Source organism: Phyllobacterium sp. SYP-B3895, assembly GCF_009647635.1.
Taxonomy (GTDB): Bacteria; Pseudomonadota; Alphaproteobacteria; order Rhizobiales; family Rhizobiaceae; genus Phyllobacterium; species Phyllobacterium pellucidum.
In genome coordinates this window covers 213,435-231,117 of record NZ_WJIG01000001.1, presented here as the reverse complement: position 1 = coordinate 231,117, position 17,683 = coordinate 213,435, and the positions used below count along the sequence as shown (strand labels likewise).

The 17,683-nt window shown below is 59.4% G+C and carries 18 protein-coding genes; 11 read left to right on the top strand and 7 right to left on the bottom strand.

Going from position 1 to position 17,683, the window contains the following annotated elements; all coding sequences use genetic code 11:
- Positions 1 to 17 precede the first annotated feature (17 nt).
- From GF108_RS01145 to GF108_RS01125, 5 genes are all read left to right on the top strand, one after another.
- A complete protein-coding gene (locus GF108_RS01145; protein ID WP_153666538.1) occupies positions 18 to 944 on the top strand; it encodes a LysR family transcriptional regulator in 927 nt (308 codons plus the stop codon).
- A 98-nt stretch (positions 945 to 1,042) separates the two neighbouring features.
- Entirely contained in the window at positions 1,043 to 2,326 is a 1,284-nt protein-coding gene (locus GF108_RS01140; RefSeq protein ID WP_153666537.1) for an FAD-binding oxidoreductase, read from the top strand.
- Between the two features lie 124 nt (positions 2,327 to 2,450).
- Positions 2,451 to 4,364 carry a hypothetical protein gene (locus tag GF108_RS01135; RefSeq protein WP_153666536.1) on the top strand — a complete coding sequence of 638 codons (1,914 nt, stop codon included), beginning with the start codon at positions 2,451 to 2,453 and terminating at the stop codon, positions 4,362 to 4,364.
- 209 nt (positions 4,365 to 4,573) lie between these two features.
- Positions 4,574 to 4,801: a hypothetical protein gene (locus tag GF108_RS01130; RefSeq protein WP_153666535.1), complete on the top strand. Its 228-nt coding sequence runs from the start codon at positions 4,574 to 4,576 to the stop codon at positions 4,799 to 4,801.
- 160 nt (positions 4,802 to 4,961) lie between these two features.
- On the top strand, positions 4,962 to 5,825 hold the full coding sequence (locus GF108_RS01125) for an endonuclease/exonuclease/phosphatase family protein (protein WP_027230519.1): 864 nt from the start codon (positions 4,962 to 4,964) through the stop codon (positions 5,823 to 5,825).
- Here GF108_RS01125 and GF108_RS01120 read toward each other — a convergent pair.
- Entirely contained in the window at positions 5,797 to 7,257 is a 1,461-nt protein-coding gene (locus tag GF108_RS01120) for a phosphatidylserine/phosphatidylglycerophosphate/cardiolipin synthase family protein (RefSeq protein WP_153666534.1), read from the bottom strand. The two genes, GF108_RS01125 and GF108_RS01120, sit on opposite strands and share 29 nt — an antisense overlap.
- A 14-nt stretch (positions 7,258 to 7,271) precedes the next feature.
- Positions 7,272 to 8,771, bottom strand: coding sequence for a HAMP domain-containing sensor histidine kinase (locus tag GF108_RS01115; RefSeq protein ID WP_153666533.1), 1,500 nt, complete (start codon positions 8,769 to 8,771; stop codon positions 7,272 to 7,274).
- 241 nt (positions 8,772 to 9,012) lie between these two features.
- On the opposite strand from GF108_RS01115, the gene rpmH reads away from it, so the two are divergent.
- The 4 genes from rpmH to yihA all read left to right on the top strand — a co-directional run bounded on the left by rpmH (position 9,013) and on the right by yihA (position 12,343).
- The gene (gene rpmH / locus GF108_RS01110; protein ID WP_040853797.1) at positions 9,013 to 9,147 is read left to right on the top strand and encodes a 50S ribosomal protein L34; all 135 of its coding nucleotides are present in this window, start codon (positions 9,013 to 9,015) and stop codon (positions 9,145 to 9,147) included.
- Positions 9,148 to 9,195: 48 nt separating this feature from the next.
- On the top strand, positions 9,196 to 9,558 hold the full coding sequence (gene rnpA / locus GF108_RS01105) for a ribonuclease P protein component (RefSeq protein WP_113280273.1): 363 nt from the start codon (positions 9,196 to 9,198) through the stop codon (positions 9,556 to 9,558).
- Between the two features lie 30 nt (positions 9,559 to 9,588).
- Positions 9,589 to 11,442: a membrane protein insertase YidC gene (yidC, locus tag GF108_RS01100; protein ID WP_153666532.1), complete on the top strand. Its 1,854-nt coding sequence runs from the start codon at positions 9,589 to 9,591 to the stop codon at positions 11,440 to 11,442.
- 217 nt (positions 11,443 to 11,659) lie between these two features.
- Positions 11,660 to 12,343, top strand: coding sequence for a ribosome biogenesis GTP-binding protein YihA/YsxC (gene yihA, locus GF108_RS01095; protein ID WP_153666531.1), 684 nt, complete (start codon positions 11,660 to 11,662; stop codon positions 12,341 to 12,343).
- Positions 12,344 to 12,425: 82 nt separating this feature from the next.
- On the opposite strand, the gene GF108_RS01090 is transcribed toward yihA, so the two are convergent.
- The 3 genes from GF108_RS01090 to GF108_RS01080 all read right to left on the bottom strand — a co-directional run bounded on the left by GF108_RS01090 (position 12,426) and on the right by GF108_RS01080 (position 14,310).
- Positions 12,426 to 12,977: a fasciclin domain-containing protein gene (locus GF108_RS01090; RefSeq protein WP_027230513.1), complete on the bottom strand. Its 552-nt coding sequence runs from the start codon at positions 12,975 to 12,977 to the stop codon at positions 12,426 to 12,428.
- An 89-nt stretch (positions 12,978 to 13,066) separates the two neighbouring features.
- Positions 13,067 to 13,774 (bottom strand): anti-sigma factor domain-containing protein, encoded by a 708-nt coding sequence (locus GF108_RS01085; RefSeq protein ID WP_153666530.1) that lies wholly within the window; start codon positions 13,772 to 13,774, stop codon positions 13,067 to 13,069.
- Positions 13,771 to 14,310: a sigma-70 family RNA polymerase sigma factor gene (locus GF108_RS01080; RefSeq protein ID WP_091919986.1), complete on the bottom strand. Its 540-nt coding sequence runs from the start codon at positions 14,308 to 14,310 to the stop codon at positions 13,771 to 13,773. Before GF108_RS01080 ends, GF108_RS01085 begins: the two co-directional genes overlap by 4 nt.
- A gap of 163 nt (positions 14,311 to 14,473) precedes the next feature.
- Between GF108_RS01080 and argB the strand changes: the two genes are divergently transcribed.
- A complete protein-coding gene (argB, locus tag GF108_RS01075) occupies positions 14,474 to 15,373 on the top strand; it encodes an acetylglutamate kinase (protein WP_027230510.1) in 900 nt (299 codons plus the stop codon).
- Here argB and GF108_RS01070 read toward each other — a convergent pair whose 3' ends face one another.
- Positions 15,374 to 15,856: an Lrp/AsnC family transcriptional regulator gene (locus tag GF108_RS01070; RefSeq protein ID WP_370462042.1), complete on the bottom strand. Its 483-nt coding sequence runs from the start codon at positions 15,854 to 15,856 to the stop codon at positions 15,374 to 15,376.
- A gap of 124 nt (positions 15,857 to 15,980) precedes the next feature.
- Between GF108_RS01070 and phhA the strand changes: the two genes are divergently transcribed.
- The gene (gene phhA / locus GF108_RS01065; protein WP_153666528.1) at positions 15,981 to 16,814 is read left to right on the top strand and encodes a phenylalanine 4-monooxygenase; all 834 of its coding nucleotides are present in this window, start codon (positions 15,981 to 15,983) and stop codon (positions 16,812 to 16,814) included.
- 14 nt (positions 16,815 to 16,828) lie between these two features.
- Here phhA and GF108_RS01060 read toward each other — a convergent pair whose 3' ends face one another.
- The gene (locus GF108_RS01060) at positions 16,829 to 17,584 is read right to left on the bottom strand and encodes a GGDEF domain-containing protein (protein WP_172982542.1); all 756 of its coding nucleotides are present in this window, start codon (positions 17,582 to 17,584) and stop codon (positions 16,829 to 16,831) included.
- Positions 17,585 to 17,683: the final 99 nt, after the last annotated feature.

Genomic DNA, 17,683 nt, shown 5'->3' with positions numbered 1-17,683 from the left:
GTTAATGCGAGATTGGAATGAAGTTAAGCCGCCGATTGATCCCGGATATTGACATACTGCAGACGTTCGAATGCGCGGCGCGCCATGGCAGCTTCACGCAGGCGGCGAAAGAGCTTTCCCTGACCCAGAGCGCGGTGAGCCGCCAGATGAGCGAACTTGAAAGCCAGATCGGCGTGCTGCTGTTCGAGCGCGTTCGCCAGCGCGTGGTGCTTTCCGAGGCAGGGCAGAAATTCCTGCCCGAGGTCCGGCACTTGCTCGGTCTTACCGAGGAGACGATGTTGCGAGCCATGGCCGCCTCGCAATCCGCCTCGTCGCTGAGCATCGCCACGCTGCCGACCTTCGGCAGCCGCTGGCTGATGCCGCGGCTTCCGGATTTCGTGCACAGGCACCCGGAGATGGCGCTGAGCGTCGCCTCGCGCTCGCGGCCCTTCGATTTCGAGGATGAGCCGTTCGATCTCGCCATCCATTATGGCCAGCCGGTATGGGCGCATGCCACCTGCACCTATCTGTGCAGCGAGTTGATCGTGCCGGTCGGCAGTCCCGAACTCTGCACGGCTAATCCGATCAGGGCAGCGGCCGAACTTGCCGATGCGCCGCTTCTGCATATTTCCACGCGGCCGAAATCCTGGGCCTCCTGGTTCGAGGCGGCGCAGGTGAGCGTCGCGAGCCCCTATAAGGGCCACCGGTTCGAGCATTTTTCCATGGTCATCGAGGCTGCGCTTGCCGGGCTCGGATTTGCTCTCCTGCCGCGCTACCTGATCGAACAGGAGCTTGCATCCGGCCGGCTTATCGTCCTCTTCGACCAGCCCCTGCGGACGGAAAACAGCTATTACCTCGTCGTGCCGGACCACAAGAAGGAAAATCCGCTGATGCAGAGCTTCGTCACCTGGATCGCCGAGCAGGTGTCCGAACGCGCGGGCCCCGGTCATTCGCTCAACGCATAATGTCTTCGAAGAATTTCACTTCTGGTTGCAAGATTGCGCTTTATAACCACCATAGGTAATTGTGCCGCGCCCCCTCGGCCGACTGTTCAGGTGATCCCATGCTCAATGACGAACGCTCCCACGGCCTGTGGGAAAAGACCGCCCCGCCTGCGCCGCGGACGGAAGCTTTGCGCGGCGATATTTCGGTCGATGTCGCGGTCATCGGCGCGGGTTTCACCGGCCTTTCCGCCGCCCTCCACCTTGCCGATGTCGGCGCCAAGGTTGCAGTCGTCGATGCCGTGGAAATCGGCTTCGGCGGCTCGGGCCGTAATGTCGGCCTTGTCAACGCCGGCATGTGGGTGATGCCGAATGACCTGCCGGGCGTTCTCGGGCAGGTCCACGGCGAAAGGCTGCTTGAACTTCTGGGCAATGCGCCGCAATCGGTGTTCAACCTCGTCGACCGGTTCGAGATCGATTGCGAACTCGAACGCAATGGTACGCTGCACTGCGCCGTCGGCGATGATGGCGTGAAACAACTCGAACAGCGGGCCGAGCAATGGCTGGCGCGCGGAGCGGCCGTGCGGCTGCTGAACGCCGCCGAAACCGCCGCAAAGGTTGGCTCGACCGCCTATGCCGCGTCGCTTCTCGATAGCCGGGCGGGTACGATCCAGCCCCTCGGCTATGTACGCGGGCTTGCGCGTGCGGCGCTCTCCAGAGGCGCGGCGATCTATTCGGGTTCTCCCGTGACTTCGACCGAGCGCAGCGGCGATCGCTGGCTGGTGCGCACGCCATCGGGCACCGTCTCGGCGGAGTGGATCATCGTTGCGACCAATGCCTATACGACATCGCCATGGCCACAATTGCGGGCGGAACTCCTGCATCTGCCCTATTTCAACTTTGCGACCACACCCTTGCCGGAAGATATCAGAAAAACTGTCCTTCCCGAACGGCAGGGTGGCTGGGATACGAAGGAGATTCTAAGCTCCTTCCGCATGGACAGGGCGGGGCGCCTGGTGTTTGGCAGCGTCGGCGCCTTGCGGGGCACCGGCATGGCCGTGCACAAGGCCTGGGCGGCACGCTCGATCCGCAAGATTTTTCCGCAGATCAAGGATGTGCAATTCGAAGCCGGCTGGTACGGTCAGATCGGGATGACCAGCGACAGCCTTCCCCGCTTTCACACGCTCGCTCCAAAGATCATCAGTTTCAGCGGTTACAACGGTCGAGGCATCGCTCCCGGGACGGTATTCGGCCGCATTCTTGCCGAGCATATCGCAGGCAAGGTCACCGAGGCGGATTTGCCGCTGCCAGTCACCCAGCCACGGGAGCAGGGCCTCCGCACCGTTCGCGAAGGCTACTACGAAGTCGGCGCGCAACTCGCGCATTTCGTCGGGAACAGGTTCTAAAAACCGGTTGCCCACTATTTACTCGACATGGTTTTTCGCCTAGCATTTAGGCGTATAGCCAATGCATCTATTTATTTCATTATGATTTTAGAAACGTTTTTTTGAAGAACAGGATTTTCAACATATGAGATTTTTACATTTGGCGCGGGCGGCCTTGCTGCTGTCCGCGATGGCGCTTGCTGCCTGTGACGATTACGAGACATCGAAGGCTGATGGCAGTTTAGGAGCGCTCGATCAGACGGTCGCAACCGCGCCGTCTTCTACCTTCGTTGAGCCGGAAGAGCCGGCGATAGTCAGCCAGGTTACGGTAACTCGGCCGTCTGAACCTGAGCCGCAATCGGAAGTTGCCGGTCGCACTCAGGCGGCGGAACTCGTCGAGAGGGGGCCACTCAGACAGGTTACGGTAACTGGCCCGGCTGAGCCTGAGCCGCTGTCGCAAGACGCCGCCCGCATTCAGGCGGCCGAGCTGGTCAAAGCGGGCAAGCGCGACGACGCGTCGAATCTGCTGAAGAGCGTCGGGCTCGATGATGAAGCCTATGGCGTCTTTGCGCCGGCGGATTTTGTCTTCAACGGCAAGGATTATCCGCAGTTCAATTCGCCGAATGTAAGCGAGCAGGCCTCGTCGGCGCGCCATTCAATTGTGCTGGACGGCAAGACTGTGCGCTTCACGGCCAGGGCAGGTCATTTGATCGCGTACAGCCCGAAGGACAAGGACGGAAAGAAAGACGCCAGGGCAGCGATCTTCTACATGGCCTATACGCGCGATGATCTGCCTGCGGAAAACCGCCCGGTTACCTTCTTCTTCAACGGAGGCCCGGGCTCTTCCTCCATATATCTTCACCTCGGCGCTTTCGGCCCTAAGCGAACCAAACTCGACGTGCCGTACATGCCCCTCAAGAAGGCTGATATTAAAACGCCGGTCATCGATAATATGGAGACGCTTTTGGACTACTCCGATCTCGTTTTCGTCGATCCGGTCAGTACGGGATTTTCCACAGCGATCGAACCTTACAAAAATGGTCACTTCGCTAATCCCAAAGCGGATGCGGCGATCGTTCGCGATTTCGTGACGAGCTACAGCAACAAATACGGCCGGCGCAGTTCACCCAAATACTTGGTCGGGGAATCGTTTGGGGCATCGCGCGTTGCGCTTGCCGGATCGCTTATGATCGAGGCCGGCGACCTCAACTACGACCCCGACCCCACGGGTCGGCCGGCAAATCTTCTAGCCGGCATCGTGCTGTTCTCGCCATATATTCTTGGACCCAAACTTCCCGAACCCATATGGCCGATAGATGATGCGATGACGGAACAATACTTCCAGAACCTCAAAAATCCCCTAACAAGCTGGAGCGCGAAGAAGCATATTCCGACTGTAGATGCGTATGCAGACTATATCCGGACGTTCGTTTCATACCGGTATTTGCCTGCGACGAAGAAATACGCCGCTGAGCCCACTCCTAGGACCGCACTCGAACTGCAGCAGGTGTTGGATGAATTACGCGGAATCACTGGCGATCCGACAATGACGTGGGCAAACACGTCGAAGTGGGTGCATTCGAGACCCAAAGCCAATTGGACTTGCGTGTATGACTCTCGGATGGTGGCGGATGACTACAACCCCAATAAGATCGATGTTGAAATCCTGGGCGACGCAGTCAAAAAACACTTGCCGGACTACATGAATTATTTCGTTAATGACAGCGCGGTGCCGAATTCCGACATTGCTGAGCGCGAATATGTCGTCAGCGGGCAGGATATCAATCCATCTTGGGAAAGGGGTGGGTACCCCGAACTTGCGCAAATCTTGGCCGAGAAGTCTGTAAGGATCGTCGCGATGCATGGGTATTACGATCTTGTGACGTCTGCTGTTGCAACTGAATTCGACCTGAAACAAACCGGTCTCGATAAATTGATTCCGATCAAGACGTTCGAAGGCGGGCACATGGCCTATTATTCCGAGGTTGCCCGCCCCAAAATCAAACAGGCATTCGCCGAGTTCTATGCGCCTGCGCCTGCGGAGGTTGCCGCGAAATGATGACTTGTTGTATTCGAGGACCGCGAAGAGGAACTTGTGCAGGTACAATCTTATCTGCCGCTCTGCTGGGCACGACTATTGTTGCTCCGGCCCACGCTTTTGCAATTGTTGGAGAAGCTGGCCTTGCGCGCAATGCCCTTGTCCTTGCCGGCGATGGGCCTCGCTATCCACTGGCGCCGAGTACCAGCGAGATCGACATAGCGACGGCCTTGACGCAGCGGCTTCGGACCAAATTTGACGCTGCGACCGCTCGCTCCAATCACCTTCTGACGCCCGAAGTGGCTAGGGAGGCAAATTGGGGCTTCGCGGTCAGTCATTTTGCCGAGATCGACCGGGATAGCGATGGTTTTGTCACATTTGCCGAAATATCGGACTTCATGGACGAGCGTTCGCCCGTGAAAATGCCAAGCGAGAAGCAGATCCAGATCATCGAATGATGTAACTGGAAAGGAAAATGCCGCCGCGAGAAGGCCAGCCTTTTCGCGGCGGCGACTTTGATGGGACCGCCTGCCCGGCGCGTTGCAGTGGAAAACCGGTTCAGCGTGCATTCGTCGGCATTTGCTTGCCATCTTGCGCGTTGCGACATATTCCTAGCGGATGGATAGCAAGAAGCCGACGCGGCCATTCAGACCGAGCGTCTCCGCCAGCATTCTCGCAGCGGTCAGGAACCGCAACAAGCGCTCCACCGGCGCGACCAAGGTCGTGCGCAGCGATCTGCTCATCGCTTCCTACAATGTTCACAAATGCGTCGGCATCGACAAGAAGTTCGATCCGGACCGTATTGCGCACGTCATCAGCGAGATTGGCGCGGATGTCGTCGCCATCCAGGAGGCCGACAAGCGCTTTGGCGAACGCAGCGGCCTTCTCGACCTGGCGCGCCTGGAACGGGAGAACAAGCTCATCCCCGTGCCCGTGGCGTCACTCTATCCGAAAGGCCATGGCTGGCACGGCAATCTGCTGCTGTTTCGCGCCGGCGTCGTGCAGCGCGTACAGCAACTGGTCCTGCCGGGGCTGGAGCCGAGGGGCGCGCTAGTAGCCGATATCGACCTTCAGGCGGGGCCCTTGCGCATCATTGCCGCCCACCTTGGCCTGCTCAAGCATTCGCGCCAGCAACAGACGGAAGCGATCCTCGATGCGGTGCATGCCGACCCCTCGCGCCCGACGCTCCTGCTCGGCGACCTCAATGAATGGCGCGTCGGCAAGGGATCGTCCCTGCATTTCCTGAAGCCGATCTTCGATCCGGCGAGGAACGCTGTTCCAAGTTTTCCGTCGCGCTTTCCTGTGCTCGCGCTCGACCGGGTCCTCGGCCATCCGCACAGCCTCGTCACGGCGATCGAAGTGCACGACACGCCGCTTGCGCGCGTCGCCTCCGATCACCTGCCCATCAAGGCGCATATTGATCTCAAGGCCGCCATTGCCGAGACAAATGCCATCAAAGATAGGGCGAACCTAGCCAGATAATCCGGTCGATCAGTCTCGCCCAGAACGAGCGGGCCCGCAGCTTTTGCAGGAGCACCGGTTTCGCCGAAGCGATTGCCGTGTCGATCAGTGCCTCTACTTCGCCAGCGAATGGCGCATCGATGACTTCAAGATCGACCTCGAAATTCAGCCGCAGCGAGCGCGGATCGAGGTTCGACGATCCGACATAGGACCAGGCGCCGTCGATGGCGAGCAGTTTCGAGTGGTTGAAGTTGCCGGATGCCCGCCAGATGCGGCAATGGCTCTTCAATATCTGATCGAACTGCGCGGTCATGGCCCGGTCGACCAGCTTGAGATTATTGACCGACGGCACGACGATATCGACCTCGACGCCGCGCCGCGCCGCGGTCACGAGCGCGCTGATCAACTCCCGGTCCGGCAGGAAATAGGGCGACATGATGCGTATGTGTTGCTGCGCCACCGAAAAAGCGCCCATCAGCATGCGATGATTGGCTTCGACGCTGCGATCCGGACCCGACGGCACCACCCGGATAAACACCGGCTCGCCCGGCTGCTTTGTCGGCGGCTCGATGGCCCAGGCCTCGCCGCCAAGATGCTCACGCGTGGTGAAGCGCCAGTCTTCTGCCGCCACGTGGAACAGATCAGTGACGATCGGCCCTGTCAGCCGGAAGTGCGTGTCGCGCGCATTGTCTTCGCCAAAAATTTCGCGCGAGAAGCCGGCGCGGATGTTCATGCCGCCGGTAAAGGCGACCCTGCCGTCGACGACTATTATCTTCCTGTGCGTGCGAAGGTTCGCATAGGGCAGGCGCAGGCCGATAATGATGTTGCCGTTGAAGACGTCGACCTTGACCCCGTGCTTCGCCAGATAGCCGACGATTGTCGGTATCGAATAGCGCGCGCCGACGGCATCGATAAGCACCCTGACCTCCACACCGCGCTTCTTGGCGGCAATGAGCGCGTCGGCGAGGCGCAAACCGATCTTGTCGCGGTCGAAAATATAGGTTTCGACGAGGACGCTGCGTTGCGCGCCCTGAATTTCCGCAAGCATGGCATGGTAGGCTTCGTCGCCGCCGTGCAGCATGTCGATATCGTTCGCGGTGGTGAGCCGGCAGCGGCTGACCCTATCGCCGAGCGTCTTCATCGTGGCGAGGCGCTTTTCGAAATGCGCAAGGACATCCTGATCGCGCGCGTGAAAGCGCACGAGCTGATCCTGACCGATCTCGCGCAGGAATTCGCGCTGCGACGAGATGGTCGAGCGCCGGATGCGATTAATCCCGGCAACCGCATAGATGACGGCGCCAATGACCGGCGAGAGAATGATGACGCCGACCCAGCCAATCGCCGCGCGCACCTCCTCCTTGGTCATCGTCGCATGGATAGCGGCCGGCACGCCGAGAAGAACCGAGAGCACGAAAAAGATGTGCGGCCAGTAGGTTGTAATGAAATTAGACATGCGAACGCATCATATCAGGAAATCGAATCCCGACGCGAACGCCATTCGGCCAGCGAGATCGGCTGGTCGGGAATGCGAATTTCGAAACTCGTTCCCGCCCCTTCATTGTCACGCAATTCAATTGTTCCCCCATGTGCCCGTACCAGCTCGTGTACGATTGCAAGGCCAAGTCCGGTACCCCCGGAGCGTGCCGATCCCCTGAATGCCCTGAACAGATTCTCCCGCGCCTTGGCAGGCAGGCCTGGCCCCGTGTCCTCGACGCCGATGATCGATGTCGTCCCGATCTGGCCCGCCGTTATTGTCAAACGCTTGATAATGGCGTCGTCATCGCGCGTATCGCCGGTCATGGCCTGCACCGAATTGCGGCAGAGGTTGAGAATGATCCGGAAAAACTGATCCGGATCGGCATCGAATTCGAAGGATTCCGGCACGAGATTCTTGAATTCAATACCGGATTTCGGGTCGATGCTGAGCATTTCCTCAACTTCGTTGACGAGCGTGCGCAGCTTCACACGCCGGCGTTGCGGCGGTGGCTCCTGCGTTCCGCCATAGGCGAGAACCGTCTGTGAATAATTGATCGCGCGGTCGATCGTGCGTACGAGCTTGGGAACGAAACGCTGGATCGCCGGATCGCTGGTATTGGCGAGATGATCGGACATCAGCTGCGCCGAGGCGAGGATATTGCGCATGTCGTGATTGATCTTGGAGACGGCAAGGCCAAGATCGGCGAGATGCTTCTGTTCAGAAAGGGTGCGCTGGAGCTGGCGCTGCATGTCGGCAAGCTCGCGCTGGGCAATGCCGAGTTCGTCCTCGCGGTTCTCGGGCTTGATGATTTTTTGCGGATCGTCCGGTGAGCGCGCAAAGGCGAGCATATTGTCGCTCATGCGCTGGATTGGCCGGATCAGCAGACGGCTTATGGCAAGGAAGACGAGACCGGCGGTAATCGCCGAGATGAACAGCGAGATGAGTGCCACATTGCCGGCATAGCGCAGCATGGCATTGCGCAGCGGCCCGTCGGAGGTCAGGAGCTCGATGACCTTGCCGGTGTCGCCGATGGGCCCGTAGACGCGAATGATCCGGTTGCCGCCGTTGATTACCGTATCGAAAGCGTCGCGAATTACGGTGATCGGGTCGGTCACCGTGATATCGACGTGGCGATCGACCTTCGACGGCATTTCCGCCACGGCCAGCAGGCGCGAGGCGCCTTTTTCGCGCAGTGCGATTGCTTTCGTGCCGGTGGCAAGGAGCACGTCGTCTTGCACTGTGCGCGGAATTTCCTCGCTGTCGTTTGCCGCAAGGACGACGCTCGCGGCGGCGACGGTATTGAGGCGATCCGACAGCCAGCGAATCCGCATGTCGGCCATGGTCGGCACGAAGATCATCACTTCGGCGACGAGGCCGAAGAGCAGGGTGAGCAGCAGCAGCTTGCCCGAAAGGCGCTTGAAGACGGGCAAGCGTCGTCCGGCGTGCCGTGTGACGCTCGTTTCGGCAGACATTTGTTCCGGTGCAGCCATTTGATCTCCGTCGTCAGGCGGTGTAAGCCGCCTGACGAATTAGCACAATAATTCACTTGGCCGTTTTTGCCTATTTTGAAATCACGGCAACGAATTGACTTCTCGGCATCGGGCCTCTATAAGCCGCGCACGTCCGGGTTGACCGCCCCGGCGGCGTGTTTTTATGCGCTAATGGCGGTCCTGATATGCTCCTGTCAAAGAACAGACCACAAGAAGGGCCGCACACCGCGGTATTTAACAAATGAAGCGTACTTATCAGCCATCCAAGCTTGTCCGCGCACGTCGCCACGGGTTTCGCGCCCGCATGGCTACGGCTGGCGGCCGCAAGGTAATCGCAGCGCGCCGCGCCCGCGGTCGCAAGCGGTTGTCGGCATAAAGGCAAAACCGCGCGACTTGGTGCGGTTGCCAAAGTTGGCACTACACGATGAATGAGCAAAAACCACTCCGCCTTCGCAAGAGAGCGGAGTTTTTGACTGTTCGGAACGGAGAAAAGCGCCGCGGCGCCTACTTCCTGCTCGAGGTCAAGGAGCGCGAGGACCAGGCTGGCCCACCGCGCGTCGGTTTCACCGTCACCAAAAAGAACGGCAATGCCGTCATCCGCAATCGCATCAAACGCCGCCTGAAAGAGGCCGTGCGCGTCAATGTTGCTGATGACATGCAGGCGGGAACCGATTATGTGATCGTTGCTCGCCGTGACGCGCTAGACGCGCCGTTCGCGGACCTGACACGGGAACTCTCAAAACGGGTTTCCAGGAAAACACAGACCCGGCGTTCGACAAAGCCCTGATGGCGCACCCGACCCGACCCAAGGACTACAATGGAAACCAATCGTAATTTCTTTATCACCATTGCCTTGTCCATTGTGATCCTGACGCTTTGGCAGGTGTTCTACATGAACCCCAAGATCGAAGCGCAGCGCGAACAGGCCCAGATCGAGGCCACGCGGCAAGGACAGACGCGCGTTGACGGACAGGCGAGCACGCCGGCCGGAACGCCAACCACCGGCACCGCGGCAAACCTGCCGTCGTCGACGCCGGCAACGCCTGGCGCCAATATCCCCGGCCAATCCCAGGATGGCGCCCAGGCAGGCAGCCTGACCCGCGACGCCGCGCTCGGCCAGACCTCGCGCATAAAGATCGATACGCCGAGCCTCGGCGGCTCGATCAGCCTGACCGGCGCGCGGCTCGACGACCTTCAGCTCAAGAAGTACCACGAGACCGTTGACGACAACTCGCCGGCCATCCAGCTTCTGAGCCCGGCGCAGATGGCGGACGGCCAATTCGCCGAGATCGGCTTTACCGGCAACGAGTTGACCGGCACGGTCCCTGGACCAGGCACCGTATGGACGGTCGAGGGCAACAGCACGCTGACGCCGGCAAATCCGGTGACGCTCTCCTTCACCAACGAGAAGGGCCTGACGTTCAAGCGCACATTTACGGTGGACGACCGTTATATGTTCACGGTCAAGGACACGGTAACCAACAGCACGTCCGCTTCCGTTTCGCTCGCCTCCTATGGCCGCGTTACGCGCTTCTCCAAGCCGCTTCACCCGAGCACCTATGTGCTGCACGAAGGTCCGATCGGCGTTATCGGCGACGAAGGTCTGGTGGAATACAAGTTCGCCGCCATCGAAAAGGCGCGCGAAGTGTCCCCGCCAAAGGCGACGACCGGCGGCTGGATCGGCATCACCGACAAATATTGGGCAGCAACCCTCGTTCCCTCGGCGGCAAAGCCGTTCCAGGCGCGCATGTCCTATTTCGACGACGGACGCCCGCGCTATCAGAGCGACTACCTGTCTGACCCGACGACGATCGAGCCCGGTCAGTCTGCGACGATTGAGAACCTGCTCTTCGCCGGTGCCAAGGAAGTCGGAACGATCAATGCCTATGAAAAGGAACGCAGCATCCGTCAGTTCGATCTCCTGATCGATTGGGGCTGGTTCTATTTCATCACCAAGCCGATGTTCTACCTGATCGACACGCTCTACAAGGCGATCGGCAATTTCGGCATCGCCATCCTCCTGGTCACCGTTATCCTCAAGGGCCTGTTCTTCCCGCTCGCCAACAAGTCCTACGCCTCCATGGCGCGGATGAAACTGGTGCAGCCGAAGATGACCGAAATCCGCGAGAAATATGCGGATGACAAGGTCAAGCAGCAGCAGGCGCTGATGGAGCTCTACAAGACGGAAAAGATCAATCCGATCGCCGGTTGCTGGCCGATCCTGATCCAGATCCCCGTCTTCTTCGCGCTCTACAAGGTCCTTTACGTGACCATCGAAATGCGCCACGCGCCGTTCTTTGGCTGGATTCAGGACCTTGCCGCGCCCGACCCGACCTCGGTCTTCAACCTCTTCGGGCTTATGCCCTGGGCGGTTCCGGCCTTCCTGATGATTGGCGTCTGGCCGTTGATCATGGGCGTGACAATGTTCCTGCAAATGCGCATGAACCCGACGCCGCCCGATCCGACTCAGCAGATGATTTTCAACTGGATGCCGCTGATCTTCACCTTCATGCTGGCAAGCTTCCCTGCAGGTCTAGTGATCTACTGGGCGTGGAACAACACGCTCTCGATCATCCAGCAAGGCGTCATCATGAAGCGCCAGGGCGTCAAGATCGAGCTCTGGGACAATCTCGCCGGCATGTTCAAGAAGAAACCGAAACCGGCCGAGTAGCGGCCGGAGTTTCGCGAAAATTCTGCATCGGCCGGGCCCCACAGGTCCGGCTGATCTCGTTTCAGCGACTGGTTTTGCTGGACATTGGCGGCCGCGACACGCAAGCGATGACGCAATATGGGGTAAAAGCTGTTGCGCCGGCGTGCCCTGCTGTGTTGACAAGGCGAGGATAAACCTTGATGCACACTTCTCAATCCCGCACGCGCAAAGGAATGGAATGAACGTGACTGAAGCCGAGGACAGGACCAACGGGTTGATCGAGAGGGGCAGGATGCTCTTCGCGCAGGGCTGGATATTCATTCGCGGCGTGCCGTCGATGAAATTCCTGCCGCCTGAGGGACCGCTTGAAATCGCATTCGCCGGCCGGTCCAACGTCGGCAAATCGTCCCTTATCAATGCGATCCTCGGCCAGAAGCTGGCGCGCACCTCGAATACGCCCGGCCGTACGCAGGAACTCAACTATTTCGTTCCCGACGGCTATTCGGGCGAGGGCAAGGACCTGCCGCCGATCGCCGTCGTCGATATGCCGGGCTATGGCTTTGCAGAAGCGCCGAAGGAACAGGTCGACGCCTGGACCCGTCTGGTGTTCGACTATCTGCGCGGGCGTTCGACCTTGAAGCGGGTCTATGTGCTGATCGACGCGCGTCACGGCGTCAAGAAAAACGATGCCGAAGTGCTCGATCTTCTCGACCGGGCCGCGGTTTCATACCAGCTTGTTCTCACCAAGATCGACAAGATCAAGGCAGCCGGCGTACCCCGGTTGATGGAGGAGACGGCGCAGGCGATCAAAAAGCGCGCTGCCGCCTATCCGGAAATCCTGGCGACGTCGTCCGAGAAGGGCGCCGGGCTTGATGAGCTGCGCGGTGCAATCGCGCTTCTGCTTGAGGAAAACCAGAAATAAAAGGGCCCCGCACGACCTAGGGCTAGGAGATCGCCGCGGGGCAAGATGCGCAGATGCCGTCTGCGCATTTGAGTGCTGCGGTTTACATTTTTGGCAGCAGCACCTTGTCGATTACATGGATGACGCCGTTCGACTGTTTGACATTGGCGATCGTCACGTGAGCGACGGTGCCGTTTTCATCTGTCAATGTCAGGTTCTTGCCCTTGTACTTCGCGGTCCAGACGCAGCCGCCCACGGTCTTCACCGGATGCGCGCCTTCATCATCATCGATCATCTTCATGATCGTCTTTGACGAGGCGTCGGCAGCGACGACATGGCAGGTCAGGATCTTGGCCAGCTTGTCCTTGTTTTCAGGCTTCAGCAGCGTCTCGACGGTTCCCTTCGGCAGGGCCGCGAAGGCCTCATTGGTTGGCGCGAACACCGTAAAGGGCCCCTTGCCCTCGAGCGTTTCGACGAGGCCCGCAGCCTTGACCGCAGCGACGAGGGTCGTGTGATCCTTCGAGTTCACCGCATTCTCGATGATGTTCTTGTTTGGATACATGGGCGCACCGCCCACAGTCGGATTCTTGGCGAACGCAGTTCCGGCAATCAGGACCGTCGAAAGCGCGATCAGGCTCAGTGATTTGCGTAACATCTCTATCTCCACTGTTGCATTGCCTCTGTTGAGAGGTCGGTGGAGATACGGGAGTGCTGATGGCAAAGTTTCAGCGGCGCGATATTTTTTCAGATTGCGCGGATCGTACCGGCGGCGACGACTGCACCGGTGGGGGCACCGCTTGGCGAACCGCCGAGCGGTTCGACCGAAATGGCAAGCGTCGTACCGTCACGCAGTTTGGCGGCCAAACCCTGCGGGACATTGAATTCGGTGACCTGCGGCGATTTCATCAGCCCGAGCGAGACTGGTGCTTCATTCCCGGCGATCAGCCAGAGTTCGAGCGAACGGTCTGAAGGCATGTCACCGGCAACCAGGCTCACTTTCAGGCGCTTGGTCTGCTCGTCATAGACTGCGACGGTGCGTACCTTGCTGTTGTCAGCCGCCATCGATGCCACAAGCTGCGCGGGCGCGGTGCGCTGCAAAATAAGGTCGCGGCCGAAGCCGATGATCGCCAGCACCAGGGCGGCGAGTGCAAGCCCGCGCCAGAATACGAGGCTGGTCCATAGCGGCATCGCCGCCGCCGGCGCATCGGTTCCGAACAGGCGATGATCCACCTGGGACTTGATATGGTGCGGCGGGGTAACCGGCGTGAACCCCTCATCGAGTGCGCTGAAATATTCCTGCCACCGGGTTACAAGGCGTGCGAATACCGGGTCGGTTTCGATGCGGCGCGCGGCATCGCGGCGCTCCTCTTCGGGCAGCACGCCCAACACATATTCGGCGGCAACGAGATCGTCGCCGTCCGGAACAGTGTCATCGGGTGGTGTCGCGCTCATCCTTCCAGGCATTCCTTCAGTTTCAAAAGGCTGCGTCGCAGCCAGGTTCGCATTGTATTCAACGGCACTTTATGACGCTGCGCGAGCAACTCGTAGCTGTCGCCATTAAGGTAGGCGCCGCGCACGGCCGCCGCACGTGGAGCGTCGAGCTGGTCGAGGCAATCCCCAAGACGGCGCGCCTCTCCCGTCGCAATGGCGGATTGTTCGGGATCGGCGGAAGGCTCGGCGATATCCGATGCTTCGTCGAGATCCTCCGTTCGGCCTTTGCGCGCGCGCAGGCGGTCGATGCAGTGGTTCCTGGCAACGGCGACGAGCCAAGAAATCGGGCTGGTGCCGGCGACAGCAAACCGGTCCGCCTTGTTCCAGATCTTGACGTAGATGTCCTGCAGCGCGTCTTCGGCCTCCGTGCGGTTACCCAAGACACGCAGGCACACGCCGAAAAGTTTCGCGCTGGTGGAAGCATAAAGCGCATCGAACGCCGCCCGGTCCCGCAGGGAGACGCGTGAGATCAGTTCCGATATGCCTTCGGGCGTCATATGAAGGGCGCTTCCAACTGCTGGTTGCATGATTTAAATCCGGCGGTGCGGCACACTGTCAATGGCTTCGGGCAAAAACCTTGGCGGCAAGCCGAAATCATGTTTGCCCGGGATCGCCTTTGGCGCTAAGAACCCCACGACCTTCCAAAGCCGGAGCCCGCGCATGTCCCTGACGCCCGACGACCAAACCGCCGAAATCCAGGCAAATCTGCTTTCGGCTGCTCTTCCCTATATGCAGCGCTATGAAAACAAGACCGTCGTCGTGAAATATGGCGGCCATGCCATGGGCGATGCCGCACTGGGCAAGGCGTTCGCGCGGGACATAGCCTTGCTGAAACAATCGGGCATCAATCCCATCGTCGTTCATGGCGGCGGACCGCAAATTGCTTCGATGCTGGCGCGCATGGGAATCGAATCGAAGTTCGAAGGCGGTTTGCGCGTTACCGACGAAAAGACCCTCGAGATTGTCGAGATGGTCCTTGCGGGCTCGATCAACAAGGAGATCGTGGCGCTCATCAACGCCGAAGGTGAATGGGCAATCGGCCTGTGCGGCAAGGACGGCAACATGGTCTTCGCGGAGAAGGCCAAGAAGACCGTTATCGATCCCGACTCCAACATTGAAAAAATCGTCGATCTGGGCTTCGTCGGCGAACCGGTGGAGATCGACCGCACGCTGCTCGACCTTCTGGCGCGTTCCGAGATGATCCCGGTGATCGCACCCGTCGCTCCGGGGCGCGACGGGCATACCTATAACATCAATGCGGATACTTTCGCGGGAGCCATCGCCGGCGCGCTGAAAGCCTCGCGCCTCCTGTTCCTCACCGATGTTCCTGGCGTGCTCGACGCCAACAAGGAGCTTATCAAGGAGCTTTCGGTCGGCCAGGCGCGCGCGCTCATCAAGGATGGCACGATTTCGGGCGGTATGATTCCCAAGGTCGAAACCTGCATCGATGCCATAACGCGCGGCGTCGAAGGCGTCGTCATCCTCAATGGCAAGACGCCGCATTCGGTTCTGCTCGAACTTTTCACCGAGCGCGGCGCCGGCACGCTGATCGTTCCCTGATCACCGCTTCAGGTGTTCGAGCGGGATCTTTCCCGGCCCCTTGATGTTCTGGAGGACGAGTTGTGTGTGCACGTCGCGCACGCCCTTCAGCCGCATCAGCCGATGCATGACGAAATCGTTGAGATCGTCGACCGTCGGTACCATGACATGCAGCAGAAAATCGTGTTCGCCCGTCATCGTCCAGCATGACGACACTTCGTCCATGCGTTGAATCTCTCCGACGAAGCGCTCGGGCGAGTCGTCGCTGTGCGTATTGAGGCGGACCTGGATGAACACCTCGACCATGAGCCCGATGGCGCGGCGGTCTATCGTCGCTGCGAAACCCTTGATCACGCCGCTCTCCTGGAGATGCTCGAAACGCCGCGCGCACGGTGTCGCGGACAGCCCGATCATCTGCGCCAGATCAGTGATGGCAACCCGGCCGTTGGCCTGGAGGATCTGCAGCATTTTAATCTCGAACTCATTCAGTTGAGGTGATGTCACCCGATCTACTCCAAAAAAGATCAAATCTCACCTCAAAGCATGCATTTTTGAGACGATTAGGTCAAATCCTCTCTTATCCTCAAGGTATCCTGCACGTCATGGATCCATGGTGGAGGAGAAAAACATGACGATCAGTGTTGAAGCCTATGCGCGCGAATGCGCTGAGCTGGGTCTGCGCGGCGACTATACGGTGTGCAACGTCGACTTCACGGTCGAACAGCAATATGACTATTCGGACGAAGACCAGGAGGTATGGCGCACCCTGTGCGATCGCCAGACGAAGCTGACGGAAAAGCTTGCGCACCGCAGCTATCTCGACGGCGTGGAGGCGCTTGGCCTTCTGGATCGCATCCCGGATTTCCACGAAGTCAGTGACCGGCTGCGCAAGTTGACCGGCTGGGAGATCGTAGCGGTGCCGGGCCTCATCCCGAACGAGCCGTTCTTTGATCATCTCGCCAACAAGCGTTTTCCCGTTACCAACTGGCTGCGCAGCAAGAAGGAACTCGATTACATCGTCGAGCCCGATATGTTTCACGATTTCTTCGGCCACGTGCCTATCTTGAGCCAACCCGTATTTGCCGATTTCATGCAGCTGTACGGGGTCAAGGGTGGAGCAGCATCGCGGATGGGCGGCGAGCAACTGGCCGCTCGTCTCTACTGGTACACCGCCGAGTTCGGCTTGATGCAAGAGGAAAGCGCCCCGGTTAAAGCGTTTGGCGCGGGGCTGATGTCGTCTTTCAGTGAGTTGCAGTTCGCTGTGACGAGCCCCGATGCGCACCACGTCCCCTTCGACATCGAGACGGTTATGCGGACAGGATACGAGATCGACAAGTTTCAGCGAGCCTATTTTGTGCTGCCATCCTTCGCCGCCCTTCGCGACGCTTTCGAGAGGGCGGACATGCCGGCGCTGATTTCGCGGTGGAAGGACGCAGAACCGGTTGACCCCGCGACGGTCTGATGCGCGCGCCGCGTTCAGGCGCTGTTCTTGGCAGGCGAGCGCACGCTGACGCAATTGCGGCCGCGACGTTTGGCGTCGTAGAGCCGCCGGTCGGCTGTCCGGAAGTGTTCCTTGACCGTGCCGGCGGCAACGCCGGCAACGCCGCCAATGCTGACGCTGAGTGGAACGTCGGCGCCATCCGCCGATGTCAATACGTGGCTGCAGACCTCCGCGCGAATGCATTCGGCCACGCCGCGTACCTCGGCTTCATCCGCCGTCGCGAGGAATATGGCGAACTCCTCGCCGCCGATACGGCCGGCGCAGTCATCTTCACCGATACACCGCAATATGCACTGTGCAATAGCAATGAGCGCCGCGTCACCGGTGTAGTGTCCATGGTTATCGTTGATCTTCTTGAAGTGGTCGGCATCGACGATCAGCAAGGAGCCTGGCCCCTGCCTGCGCAAAGCCTCCATCCGGTCGAAGAACGTTTCACGGTTGAGAAGCCCTGTCATGTTGTCGCGCAGGGATGCCTCGAACAGACGGGCATTCGTTGTTTCAAGTTCCTGCATGAGGCGATTGAGTTCGCTCAGCGTTCCTCGCAACTTTTCCGATTGGCGCAAGCACAGATAGATCATTGGGGGCGTGACAAGAACCGGGCAGACAACAGCGATAAGGTTCGTAACGCTATCGGGCGAATGGACCGCCACGTGGATCGCGTTGGTAATCACCACACAGGAGGCAGTCATGACAATCGTCACCAATATGCACTTGAAAATGACTTTGGACATCGTTTCTCTGGAAAATGCATGAAACAAGAAATGGGGAAAATGCGGGCAAGCGATAAATCTAAAATCGGTCGTAGTTGCGACCATTTTCGTCTATTGATG